The following is an 11,540-nucleotide window of genomic DNA, read 5'->3' on the forward strand; positions in this document are numbered from 1 at the left end:
CTTGCCGTTCGACTCGGACGGCTCTAGGTTAAACCGCGTATTAAGTGCGCTTAACCGTGCTTGACACACCCGCTGATCCCGCAGAGGACACCGTGCCCGGACGCACCCGCACCGCCGAACGTTACGCCAGGGCCCTCGCCGCCGCCGTCGCCGCCGTGGCCTGCCTGCTGCTGGCCGCGAACGCGGTCCCCGCCGACACGGCACCCCGCACCTCGCCGTCGGCACCGGTACCGGCGCCGGAGCCCGACGGCGCCCCGCCCGTCCGGGAGCCGGCCTCGGCGGTCGGCTAGCGGGGCCTGCCCCGGGCGCCTGTGTCCGGCACCCGGGGGCACCCCGGGAGAGGCACCGGGCGGACCGTCGGCGGCGGGGGCGGCGCTCAGCCCTGGGTCTGCAGGCGGCTCAGTTCGCGCTGCACGTGGTCCAGCGCGCCCTCGCGGCTGCCCGGCACGCGACCGCGCAACGCGGCCAGCGGCGGGCCCAGTTCGCGGGCCCGCACCGCGTCGCGGATCCGCCCCCACTGGTGGTGGGCCCGGTCGGCGGCCGCCTCCACGGAGGGCGCCTGCGGGGGCTGCCCGGCGCCGAGCCGGGTCTCGGCCACCGCCAGCCAGGCCCGGCAACTGCGCACCGGGTCCCCCGCGAACATCGCCAGGTCGGCCCGGACCTCGGCCCAGTGCAGCGCGTCCTCCGAGGCGGGCCCGTACGCGTGGGCCGCGGCCCGCTCGTGCCGGGCGGCGAGCGCGTCGGCGTCCCCGTGCCGCCCGGAGCGCACCGCGGCGGCGATGACGGCGTGCGGGTCGCCCGCCACCGGTCCCGGCGCCGTCAGCACCAGGTCCGTCGAGGCCACCGCGCCGCCGCCCGCGGGATCGGCGGCCGCGGCGTCGGCGGCCGCCCGGGCCAGCGCCTGCTGGTGCAGCACGTCCGGCGGCGGCCGGTGCCCGCTGCGCAGGATCGTCGCGACGCCCCGCATGTACGCCGGTACGGCCACCGTCCGCCGCGCGGGCGGCGGCGCGACGCGGCCGTAGACGGCGTTGTTGCGTCCGCAGTCGAGCGGGTTGGCGCGCAGCCACTGCCAGGTCTCGTGGTCGGCGTGCAGGTCGAGCAGCAGCGTCGTCGCGCCGCTCGGCCGCAGCCGCAGCTCCTCGCGGATCCAGTGCCAGGGCAGGGCGGTGTAGCGGACGGTCGCCGGGGTCGTGCGGGCCAGCGCCAGGTGCGGCAGGCGCTGGCGCCGGTCCAGCTGGAGCTGCCCGGCGACGTAGACGGTGAGCGGTCCGGGGGCCGCCGCGGCGGCCCGCAGCCGGGTCAGGACGGCCTGCGGCTCCAGCGGGTCGGCGAGTTCGACGACGTTCGCCGTGTCCGTGCCGGAGAGCACGGCGGGCGGCACGGCCGCGAGCACGGGGAGCACCGAGGCGGCGTCCACCAGGCACCCGCGGCCCACGGGCGCCGCCGCGAGCAGCAGCACGGTCCCGGGCATGTCCCCGCCCCCTGTCGTTCCCTGTCGTTCCGCGTCGATCACGTACGGCAGCACCGTAGCCGCTGCGACCGCGCTGCGGTGCCTCCGGGCGTCCGGCACCCGCGCGACGCGCCGCCCCGCCCGTGCGTGCCGCGGCCCGGGCGCGTCTCCCGGCCCCTCGTACGTGCTCCGCCCCGTGCGCGCCCCGCCCCGTGCGTGCCGCGCCCCGTACGTGCCCCGGCCCGGACCCCCACGGCCACACCCGCGGACGCCCCCCGCCGCCCGGTGCCTCCGGACGCCCGGCACCCGCGCGTGCGCACGTGCGCGCTGCCCCGCCCGCGCGTGCCGCAGCCCGAGCGTCTCCCGCCCGTACGTGCCCCGCCCCGTACTGCCCCGCCCCGTACTGCACCGCCCCGCACGTGCCCCGCCCCGTACGTGCCGCGGCTCGGGCTCCTACGGCCATACCGGCGGGCGCCCCGCCCGCCGTACCGCGAAGACCGTGGTGTCGTCCCCCAGCCGCCCCAGGCAGTGCCGCAGCGTGCCGTCGCGCACGACGTTCACCAGCCGCTGCGGCGAGGTGTCCGACGGGTCGCCCGCGACGGCCGCGACGACCGCCTCGCTGTGCGGGTAGAAGGCCCCGTCGGGATCGCGGGCCTCGGTGACCCCGTCGGTGACCAGCAGCAGCGTCTCGTCCGCGGCGAGCCCGGTGCGGGCGACCGGGAGGACGGAACCCGGCGTGAGCTCGCTCATGCCCAGCGGCAGACCGCCGGTGACCGGCAGCGGACGGACTCCGCCGGGACCGACCGCGAGCGGCGGCTCGTGGCCGAAGTTCACGATCTCCACGGCGTCCGGCTGGTCGATGCGGAACCCCACCAGGACGGCGGTGGCGAAGCGGTCCCCGTCGGCCCCGCCGAGGGCCGCGGTGTGCGCGCGGTGGCGGAGCATGCGGATCTCCAGGTGTCCGGCGACCACGGCGAGGTCCGCCTCGTGGTAGGCGGCCTCGCGGAAGGTGCCGAGCAGGGCCGCGGCCGCATCCACCGCGCCGAGCCCCTTGCCCTGCACGTCGCCGAGGAGGACGCGGGTGCCGTGCGGGCCCGGCTGGATGTCGTAGAAGTCGCCGCCCACCCGCGCCTCGCTGTCCGCGGCGAGATACACGGCGGCGTGCTCCAGGCCGCCGAAGCCCACCGGCAGCGGCCGCAGCACCGTGCGCTGCGTGGTCTCCGCGATGTCCCGCATGTGCAGCATGCGCCGCTCGCCCGCGACCCGGAAGGCGGCGGCCACCACGGCGACGAGCCCACCGATGACGACGAGCATCAGCCCGGGCAGCCCGGTCTCGTCCCGGTGTCTCCAGACGCTGTCGGCGAGGATGTAGACGCCCAGGGACAGCACCGCGAACACGGCGGTGCCGCGCACCCCGCAGAGCGCGGCGGCGACGCCGGGGACCAGGACGGTCCAGGCCACGATCTGGAACACGTTGGTGGTCACGTCGGCCACCGCGATGGCCGTGAGCATCAGGAACGGGACCAGCCAGGCGACGCTGTGGCCGTGCACGCTGAGCAACGCGTGCCGGGACTCGGCGGCGGTCCGTCCGACGGCCCAGGACAGTCCGCCGAGCACCTTCCGTCCGCCACGCACCGGGTCTCGCACGTGTCCCCTCACACGGCACAGCCAAACACGCCCCCGCCGGGCCCGCATCCGGACTTGCCAGTCCCGGCGCCCAGGTGTGCCCTGGTAGACGGGGGCAGACGGGGCGAGGCGAGAGGAGTGCGCCCATGGCTCACGCGATACCCGCACACACGACGGCCACCGGCACCCGCACCGGCCCGGACCCCGGCCCCCCGGGGCGCACGACACCCGACGTCTTCGGCAGGAGGACCCACCTCCTGATGAAGTGGGCGATGCCCGTCGTGACCGCCCTGGTCTACGGCTACTGGGTCGCGTCCGTCCGCCGCCACGGCGGCCCCATCACCGGCTGGAACCTGCTGATCGGCTTCCTGTCGGTGCTCGTGTTCGCCGTCCTCTACTTCGCGGTCCGCGCCGTCTCCCGCCGACTGCCGCGCGAGGCCCACGCGGCCCTGTGGGGAGCGTTCGCGGGCAGCGCGCTGGGCTTCCTGTACTCCGGCAGCGGCGTCGCCATGTTCACCTGCATCCTCGCCTCCCTGCTGCTCGCGGCGGCGGTGACGGCCACGCTGATCTACCACTACTACACCCGCCGGGACGCGGCGGACACCCGCGCGGCCTGGGAGGCCCGCGAGGCCGGGAAGGCCCACGACGCCCGGACGGCGGTCCGGGAGGCCCGCACCACCTGACCGGCGCGTCGCCGGGGGCCATTTGCAGTCACGCCGGTCGCCCGGCGGGCCCGCGGGGGTTTGTCTCGAAGGGTGCTCCCACGCCTCCGGGGCGTCCTGTCGGCCGTCCTGCTCGCCCTCGCCTGCCTGCTCGCGCCGTGCGCCACGCTGGCGGGCTGGGCGGTGCACGGTCCGGCCGACACCGACCGCTACGTCGCGGCCGTCGCGCCGCTCGCCGACGATCCCGACGTCAGGGAGGCGGCGGCCGACACGCTGGGCGACGGCTTCACCGGGCTCGTCGACGAGGTCACGGCCGGCCCCGTGAGCGGCAGCGTGCGGCTCTTCGTGCGGGACGCGGCCCGCTCGTTCACCCGTACCGCGGCCTTCCGCGAGGGCTGGGACGCCGCCAACCGCACCGTCCACGCCGCCGTCCTGCGCGCCCTGCGCGACGACGGGGCGGCCGGGCGCCCGGTCACCGTCGACCTGGCCCCCGTCACCGAACGCGTGCGGGACCGGCTCGCCGAGGACCACGTGCCCTTCGCCCGGCGCATCCCGGTCCGGCACACCGCGGTCACCGTGCTCCCGGCCCACGAGACGGACCGGCTCAGGAAGGGCTACCACGTGCTCGACGTCGCCGCCGTCTGGCTGCCGCTGGCGGCCGTCGTCTTCGCGCTCACCGGCATCGCCCTCGCCGCCCGCCGCCGCCGCGCCGTCACCGCCGCCGGGATCGGCACCGCCCTCGGCGGGGCGCTGCTCGCGCTCACCGTCGTGGTCGGCCGCCGGCTGACCGTCGCCGAACTCCCCGGCCCGGTGGACGGCCCCGCCGCGGGCGCCGTCTACGACGCCCTCACCGAGACCCTGCGCACCGCCTCCTGGCTCCTGGTCGCCCTCGGCCTGACGGTCGCCCTGGTCTCCTGGCTCACGGACCGCTACGGACACCGGCGGCACCGCCGCCCCCGGGCGCCGCGGGCCGCCGAACCGTCACCGCCCCGGCCGACGCGCACCGGGCTCTGAACCCGGAGTCCGTGCGGGAGTCGCGGTCCGGGGCGACGCCGGTCGGGGAGGGCGGCTCAGACGCCGATGTCGCGGCCGTCCGCGCGCCACACCGCCACGACGGCCGGGCGCACGATCTTCCCCGGTCCGTCGGGCCAGTTGCTGGCCGGCCGCTCCACGGAGGCGCCGTCGACCTCGCCGGGGTGCTGCACGGCGACCAGGACCCGCCGGTCCTGGACGAGCGGACCGCAGGTCTCCGCGCCGGTCGGCACGGTCAGGAACTGCTTCAGCTCGCCGCGCCGGTCGCCCTTGGTCGCCACGCCGAAGAGCCCGTCGTGGGTGCCGAGGGCGTTACCGTCGGTGGAGATCCACAGGTTGCCGTGGTCGTCGAAGGCGACGTTGTCCGGGCAGGAGATCGGGCTGACCCGGTCCTTGGGGAAGCCCGCGAAGTAGGTCGCCGGGTCCTCCGGGTCGCCGGCGACGAGGAACAGCGACCAGCCGAACCGGGTGGCGTCGGCCCGGCCGCGGTGCTCGGTCAGCTCCAGGACGTGACCGTGCTTGTTGGCGTTGCGCGGGTTGGCCTCGTCGGGTCCCGCGTAACCGGCCTTGCCGCGGTTGGTGTTGTTGGTGAGGGCGACGTACACCTTGCCGGTGGTCGGCGACGGCTCGATGTCCTCGGGCCGGTCCATCTTGGTCGCGCCGACCTTGTCCCCGGCGAGCCGCGTGAAGACGCACACCTCTTCGGCGCTCATCCCCTCGACGTGCGAGACGGCACCGCGCTCCGTGGCGGTGACCAGCGGGATCCACGTGCCGCCGCCGTCGAACTCGCCGTCGCGCGGCAGCGTGCCCGTCCCGTCGACCTCGATCGCCGGGGAGTCGCCGTCGAGCCTGGCGACGTACAGGGTGCCCTCGTCGAGCAGCGACAGGTTGTGCTCGCGCGCCCCGCGGGAGGTCCCGTGCCGCATCCGCTTGCTGCCGACGAACTTGTAGAAGTAGTCGAACCGCTCGTCGTCGCCGGTGTAGACGACCGGCCGGCCGTCGTGCGTCAGGCGTACGGTCGCCGCCTCGTGCTTGAACCGGCCGAGCAGCGTGTGCTTGCGCGGGGTGGAGTCCGGGTCGTACGGGTCGAGTTCGACGACGTACCCGAAGCGGTGCACCTCGTTCGGCTCCCGCGCCACGTCGAACCGCTTGTCGAACCGCTCCCACTTGCGCTCGGTGGCGCCGGTCCCGATGCCGTACCGCTTGTCGGTGGGGCTGGAGGCGTTGGCGAAGTACTGGTTGAAGTTCTCCTCGCCGTGCAGCGTCGTGCCCCACGGGGTGGTGCCGCCGGAGCAGTTGTTGAGGGTGCCGAGCACCTTGCGGCCGGTGCGGTCGGCGGAGGTCTTCACCAGGTCGGACCCGGCGGCGGGTCCGGTCAGCCGGAACTCGGTGGTGGCGGTGACCCGCCGGTTCAGCCGGTGCCGCGTGACGGGCGTCAGCCGGCCGCTCCCGCGCTCCTCCTCCACGGCGACGACGGACAGCCCGTGCGCGGCCCAGGCGATCTCGACCTGCTCGCGCGTCGGGTTCGCGGGGTCGTAGCCGCGGAACATGAGTACCTCGTCGGTGTACTCGTGGTTCGCGACGAGAAGCTGACGGCCGTGCTCGCCCCGCAGCGGCAGCAGCGCCAGGAAGTCGTTGTTGTACCCGAACTGCCCGGCCTGCGCCCGCGCGCTCTGCTTCTCCGGATCGAAGGCGGGCGCCCCGCGCAGAATGGGCTCACCCCATCGGATGACGACGTCCTGCCGGTACCCCTGCGGAACGGTCACGGTGTCGTCGGTGTTGGGCGCGACGGGGGTGAACCGCAGCCCGCGCGCTCCCTGCCCCCCGGACGGCTTCCCGTTCCCGTGTCCCTTTCCGGCCGCGGGCGCGGCCTGCGCGGACGGCGCCCCCGCCACGCCCACCGCCCCGGCACCCGCCGCCGCGACGGTGACGACGGCGGCGGCACGCATCACGGAACGGCGGCTGAGCGCACCGGCGATGACGTCACCGACGTACTCGTTGCCGCTGGTGTTCGGCACCTCGTGGAAACAGGCGTCGCCGCACCGGAAACGGCAGGTCATCGCCGACCGGCCGCCGGGGTGCGAACCGGACGGCGTTCCGATCAACGGCAGGAGCTTGCGCACTGTGTTCTCCCCTTGGGAATCCCTGTATGCCCTGGTGTCAGCGCGACCGTAGGCGCACATACGTGCGGGGACCGGGCGTCGCGGTGAACGCCGGGTGAACCCGGGGAATCCGCGGGAATCCGTGGGAATCGGTGGGGCCCGACGGCGACGTCTCGATCCGGCCTTGACGCGTCGCCGCCCGCATGCCAGACCCTGCACAAGATCACAAGCCGGGACCGCTAACCTTACGTGTCCGTCCTGGCCAGGGATTGACGGCATCAACTCACCCGAAGGGTTGCGCACATGGGCATTCTCACTCTCCTGCGGAACGCGTTCGGCCGGTCACGCAAAGAACGGGCCGCCCAGGCGGAGGGTGCGACGCAGGAGACGGCACCGCCGGTCACCGCGCCGGAGCCGAAGCTCCCGTCCCAGCCCACCGCGCCCCCGGAACCGGCCGAGACCCCGGCCCAGCCGGAGTCCTCCCAGATCCCCGAGCCCCGCTCGGAACCCACCCCCGACGAGCACGACCTCGTCAAGGCCGCCTTCACCAACGTCACGGTCCCCAAGCCGACGGACCCGACACCCACCCCGGCAGCGGAAGCGCCCCCGGAGGCGGAAGCGGCCCCCGAGCCGAAGACAGCCAAGCCGGAGCCGGAATCGAAGCCGAAGCCCGAGGCAGCCGAGCCGGAGCCGAAGGCAGCGCCGGAAGCGGAGGCGGCTCCAGAGGCAGCCGAGCCGGAGCCGAAGCCCGAGGCAGCCGAGGCGAAGCCGAAGGCAGCCCCGGAAGCCGAGCCCGAGCCGGAGGCCAAGGCAACGCCAGAGGCCAAGGCGAAGCCGAAGGCAGAACCGGAAGCCAAGCCGGAGCCCGAGGAAGCGAAGACCGAGCCGAAGGTCGAGACCGAGCCGGAAACCCAGCCGGCACCGAAGCCGAAGGCCACGCCCGAAGCCAAGCCCGAGCCGGAAGCGAAGGCCGAGCCGGAAGCCAAGCCCGAGCCCGAGGCCAAGGCGACGCCGGAAGCCAAGCCCGAGGCCAAAGCCAAGCCCGAGGCCAAGCCCGAGGCCAAGCCCGAGGCCAAGCCCGAGGCCAAAGCCAAGCCCGAGGCCAAGCCCGAGGCCAAGCCCGAGGCCAAGGCCAAGCCCAAGCCCGAGGCCAAGGCCAAGCCGGAGGCCAAAGCCGCCAAGCCGAAGCCGAAGGCAGCCGAGGCCGATCCCGCGCCCACGCACCCCGCACCCGCCGACGGCGAGGACACCCCACAGGGGCCACCCGCACCCGACGACGCATCCGCCACGGGTGGTGCGGGTGGGAGCCGGAACGCCGAGGGCGAAGCCGAGGCGTCCCCGTCGACCCCCCAGCCGGAGGCAAAGCCCGCCACCCCCGCCACCCGCCTCCGCTCCACCGCCCCCGGCCTCGCCGCCGCCTACAAAGCAGCCGGCACCGCCCTCAAGAAGCACGACCTCACCGGCGCCCGCGCCAAGGTCCACCTCGTCCTCGACCGCTCCGCGTCCATGCGCCCGTACTACAAGGACGGCTCCGCCCAGGCCCTCGCCGAGCAGACCCTCGCCCTCGCGGCGCACCTCGACCCCGAGGCCACGGTCCACGTCACGTTCTTCTCGACCGAGCTGGACGGCACCGGCGAGCTGACCCTCACCGACCACGAGAACAAGATCGACGAGCTGCACGCGGCGCTCGGCCGCATGGGCCGCACCAGCTACCACGCCGCCGTCGAGGCCGTCCTCGCCCACCACGACAAGGAGGCCGCCCCCGGCACCCCCGCCCTGGTGGTCTTCCAGACCGACGGCGCCCCCGACGCCAAGACCCCCGCCACCCAGGCCCTGACGGACGCCGCGGCGAACCACCCGCACGTCCACTTCGCCTTCGTGGCGTTCGGCGACCCGGAGAACAAGGCCTTCGACTACCTCCGCAAGCTGAAGACGGGCAACGCCTCCCACTTCCTGGCCGGCGAGACGCCCAAGGAGCTCACCGACAAGGAGCTCTACGAGGGCGTCCTGGCCGCCTGGCGCCCGTAGGGCCCGCCGGCGCGCGCCGGAGCCGCCCTCGGGGGGTGGACGGGGAACCCCCGTCCACCCCCCGAAACGCGTGTGAGGCGAGCCCGGCCGGACCAGTAGGATTTCGACCATGGCGGCCACTGGAACCGAGAAGCAGGGGGCGAAGGCGTACTACGTCTCGACCCCCATCTACTACGTCAACGACGCTCCTCACCTGGGCCACGCCTATACGACCGTCGCAGGCGACGTGCTCACCCGCTGGCACCGCCAGCGCGGTGAGAAGGTGTGGTACCTCACCGGCACGGACGAGCACGGTCAGAAGATCATGCGTACGGCCGAGGCGAACGGGGTCACCCCGCAGGCCTGGGCCGACAAGCTCGTCACGGAGGCATGGAAGCCCCTGTGGGAGCACCTGGAGATCGCGAACGACGACTTCATCCGCACCACGCAGAGGCGGCACACCGACCGCGTCCAGGAGTTCGTGCAGGACCTGTACGACAGGGACGAGATCTACAAGGGCGGCTACGAGGGCCCGTACTGCGTGGGCTGCGAGGAGTACAAGCTCCCCGGCGAGCTGCTCGACGGCGAGGGCGAGTACGCGGGCCAGAAGCTGTGCCCGATCCACAAGAAGCCGGTGGAGATCCTCAGCGAGGAGAACTACTTCTTCAAGCTGAGCGCGTACAGCGAGAAGCTGCTCGCCCACTACGAGGCCAACCCGGGATTCATCCAGCCCGAGTCCGCGCGCAACGAGGTCGTGAATTTCGTCCGCCAGGGCCTCCAGGACCTCTCCATCTCCCGCTCGACCTTCGACTGGGGCGTGCCGGTCCCCTGGGACGACAAGCACGTCATCTACGTGTGGGTCGACGCCCTGCTGAACTACGCCACGGCGGTCGGCTACAACGAGAACCCGGAGAAGTTCGCGTCGACGTTCCCCGCCGACGTGCACCTGGTCGGCAAGGACATCCTGCGCTTCCACGCGATCATCTGGCCGGCCATGCTGATGGCGCAGGGCCTGCCGCTGCCCGGGAAGATCGCCGCGAACGGCTGGCTGATGGTCGGCGGCGAGAAGATGAGCAAGTCCAACCTGACCGGCATCAAGCCGCAGGACCTGACCTCGCACTTCGGCGTGGACGCGTACCGCTGGTACTTCCTGCGCGCGATCGCGTTCGGCCAGGACGGCTCGTTCTCCTGGGAGGACTTCTCCGCCCGCTACACCAGCGAGCTGGCCAACGACTACGGCAACCTCGCCTCCCGCGTGGCGGCCATGGTCAACAAGTACTTCGGCGGCGAGCTGCCGGCCGCGACGGCCGACGGGGACGCGGAGAAGGCGATCCACGACGGCCTGACCAGGGCGGTCACCGAGGCCGACCGGAAGATCGGCGAGGAGCTTGACTTCCAGGGCGGCATCCTGGCGGTCTTCGACTTCGTGAAGCAGGTCAACGGCTACATCACGGAGCAGGAGCCGTGGAAGGTCGCCAAGGACGACTCGCCGGAGGGCAGGGCCCGCCTGGCGACGATCCTCTACACGGCCGCGGAGTCCCTGCGCGCGGTGGCGGTCCTGCTCAACCCGGTCATGCCGGACACCTCCCAGAAGCTCTGGGACTCCCTCGGCGCCGAGGCCTCCCTGGGAGCCCTCGCCGACCAGCGGGTCCAGGACGCGGCGGACTGGGGCCGGCTGTCCGCCGGTGCCACCGTCACCAAGGGCGCGGTGCTCTTCCCGCGTCTTGAGGAGAAGCCGGCCGCGTAACGCGCTCGCTACAGCAGGGGCCCGGGAGAGGCAGAGGCTTCTCCCGGGCCCTCCGCGTTTGCGAAGATCGAACGACAGCCATTCCACGTGGGGGGACTTTCCATGGCACTGTTCGGCAACGCGCACAGCATCGACCCGGGCCAGGCCCAGCAGGAGTACGCCCGTCTGCTCGGCCACGGCGAGCAGGTGCACGCCGCCTACCTGCTGATACGCGACACCATCATGTTCACCGACCGTCGGCTGCTCCTGGTCGACAAGCAGGGCATCACCGGCAAGAAGACCGAGTACCACTCGATCCCGTACCGCAGCATCACGCACTTCGCGGTGGAGACGGCCGGCCACCTCGACCTGGACGCCGAGCTGAAGATCTGGCTGTCCGGTTCCCAGGCGCCCATCCAGAAGACCTTCACCAAGGGCGTCGACATCTACGAGGTCCAGGCGATCCTGACCCAGTTCGTGGCGCGCTAGCCGTCCCCCCGCGAGACCGGGTGATCCCGGCATGCGGCATCGCACGGGGTGCCGGACCCGCGGGGTCCGGCACCCCGTCCGCCGTTTTCCGTGCCGAAGCGGCCCGCCGCTCGTGCCATCCCCGCCGGCACCAGCTCCCCGCCGCGTGGTCGCTCAGGAGACAAGGGCGGTCGGCTCCTCGTCCTCCAGGACGGCGATCTGTTCCTGGGCCCGCCTCAGGTACTCCTTGCTCCTGCGCTGGAACTCCGGTGTACGGACCTGGGCCCGGATGTGCTCTTCCACGGCCTCACGAATGACGGCGTTCGCGCTGGCATCCACCACATCGGCGTAGGCGTTCACCTTCTGCAACAGTGGTTCGGGAAACCGCACGGAGACGACGATCTGCCGCTCCTTGTCCCCTTGACGAGCTGTCTTCCGGGTGTGTTCGGTCATGGAACCCTCTTTCC

Annotated in this window: 10 protein-coding genes; 6 read left to right on the top strand and 4 right to left on the bottom strand. The window is 73.5% G+C overall.

The window, feature by feature from the left end; translation table 11 throughout:
* Positions 1-92: 92 nt before the first annotated feature.
* Positions 93-290, top strand: a complete 198-nt coding sequence (locus ACIBCJ_RS10790; protein WP_365979439.1) for a hypothetical protein — start codon at positions 93-95, stop codon at positions 288-290.
* An 86-nt stretch (positions 291-376) separates the two neighbouring features.
* On the opposite strand, the gene ACIBCJ_RS10795 is transcribed toward ACIBCJ_RS10790, so the two are convergent.
* Together ACIBCJ_RS10795 and ACIBCJ_RS10800 are read right to left on the bottom strand one after the other, a co-directional pair.
* Positions 377-1,471, bottom strand: coding sequence for a hypothetical protein (locus ACIBCJ_RS10795; RefSeq protein ID WP_365979441.1), 1,095 nt, complete (start codon positions 1,469-1,471; stop codon positions 377-379).
* A 432-nt stretch (positions 1,472-1,903) separates the two neighbouring features.
* Positions 1,904-3,097, bottom strand: coding sequence for a PP2C family protein-serine/threonine phosphatase (locus tag ACIBCJ_RS10800; RefSeq protein WP_362099487.1), 1,194 nt, complete (start codon positions 3,095-3,097; stop codon positions 1,904-1,906).
* A 125-nt stretch (positions 3,098-3,222) separates the two neighbouring features.
* On the opposite strand from ACIBCJ_RS10800, the gene ACIBCJ_RS10805 reads away from it, so the two are divergent.
* On the top strand, positions 3,223-3,759 hold the full coding sequence (locus tag ACIBCJ_RS10805; RefSeq protein WP_362099484.1) for a hypothetical protein: 537 nt from the start codon (positions 3,223-3,225) through the stop codon (positions 3,757-3,759).
* Positions 3,760-3,831: 72 nt separating this feature from the next.
* A complete protein-coding gene (locus ACIBCJ_RS10810) occupies positions 3,832-4,752 on the top strand; it encodes a hypothetical protein (protein ID WP_365979442.1) in 921 nt (306 codons plus the stop codon).
* Positions 4,753-4,808: 56 nt separating this feature from the next.
* Here ACIBCJ_RS10810 and ACIBCJ_RS10815 read toward each other — a convergent pair whose 3' ends face one another.
* Positions 4,809-6,893: a PhoX family protein gene (locus ACIBCJ_RS10815; protein WP_362099478.1), complete on the bottom strand. Its 2,085-nt coding sequence runs from the start codon at positions 6,891-6,893 to the stop codon at positions 4,809-4,811.
* A gap of 282 nt (positions 6,894-7,175) precedes the next feature.
* Between ACIBCJ_RS10815 and ACIBCJ_RS10820 the strand changes: the two genes are divergently transcribed.
* The 3 genes from ACIBCJ_RS10820 to ACIBCJ_RS10830 all read left to right on the top strand — a co-directional run bounded on the left by ACIBCJ_RS10820 (position 7,176) and on the right by ACIBCJ_RS10830 (position 11,094).
* Complete coding sequence (locus ACIBCJ_RS10820; RefSeq protein ID WP_365979443.1) at positions 7,176-8,900, top strand: VWA domain-containing protein; 1,725 nt, start codon at positions 7,176-7,178, stop codon at positions 8,898-8,900.
* Positions 8,901-9,009: 109 nt separating this feature from the next.
* On the top strand, positions 9,010-10,626 hold the full coding sequence (gene metG / locus ACIBCJ_RS10825; protein ID WP_365979445.1) for a methionine--tRNA ligase: 1,617 nt from the start codon (positions 9,010-9,012) through the stop codon (positions 10,624-10,626).
* Between the two features lie 102 nt (positions 10,627-10,728).
* Positions 10,729-11,094 carry a PH domain-containing protein gene (locus tag ACIBCJ_RS10830; RefSeq protein WP_362099469.1) on the top strand — a complete coding sequence of 122 codons (366 nt, stop codon included), beginning with the start codon at positions 10,729-10,731 and terminating at the stop codon, positions 11,092-11,094.
* Between the two features lie 153 nt (positions 11,095-11,247).
* On the opposite strand, the gene ACIBCJ_RS10835 is transcribed toward ACIBCJ_RS10830, so the two are convergent.
* The gene (locus tag ACIBCJ_RS10835; RefSeq protein ID WP_133888780.1) at positions 11,248-11,526 is read right to left on the bottom strand and encodes a hypothetical protein; all 279 of its coding nucleotides are present in this window, start codon (positions 11,524-11,526) and stop codon (positions 11,248-11,250) included.
* Between the last annotated feature and the right edge of the window lie 14 nt (positions 11,527-11,540).

Origin of the sequence: Streptomyces sp. NPDC051136, from assembly GCF_044455745.1 — a bacterium.
In the GTDB taxonomy this organism is placed as follows: domain Bacteria; phylum Actinomycetota; class Actinomycetes; order Streptomycetales; family Streptomycetaceae; genus Streptomyces.

Excerpts from the sequence above, each read along its gene's own strand:
- metG (WP_365979445.1), top strand. The coding sequence starts at position 9,010 with ATGGCGGCCACTGGAACCGAGAAGCAGGGGGCGAAGGCGTACTACGTC.
- ACIBCJ_RS10795 (WP_365979441.1), bottom strand. The coding sequence starts at position 1,471 with ATGCCCGGGACCGTGCTGCTGCTCGCGGCGGCGCCCGTGGGCCGCGGG.
- ACIBCJ_RS10830 (WP_362099469.1), top strand. The coding sequence starts at position 10,729 with ATGGCACTGTTCGGCAACGCGCACAGCATCGACCCGGGCCAGGCCCAG.
- ACIBCJ_RS10805 (WP_362099484.1), top strand. The coding sequence starts at position 3,223 with ATGGCTCACGCGATACCCGCACACACGACGGCCACCGGCACCCGCACC.
- ACIBCJ_RS10820 (WP_365979443.1), top strand. The coding sequence starts at position 7,176 with ATGGGCATTCTCACTCTCCTGCGGAACGCGTTCGGCCGGTCACGCAAA.
- ACIBCJ_RS10835 (WP_133888780.1), bottom strand. The coding sequence starts at position 11,526 with ATGACCGAACACACCCGGAAGACAGCTCGTCAAGGGGACAAGGAGCGG.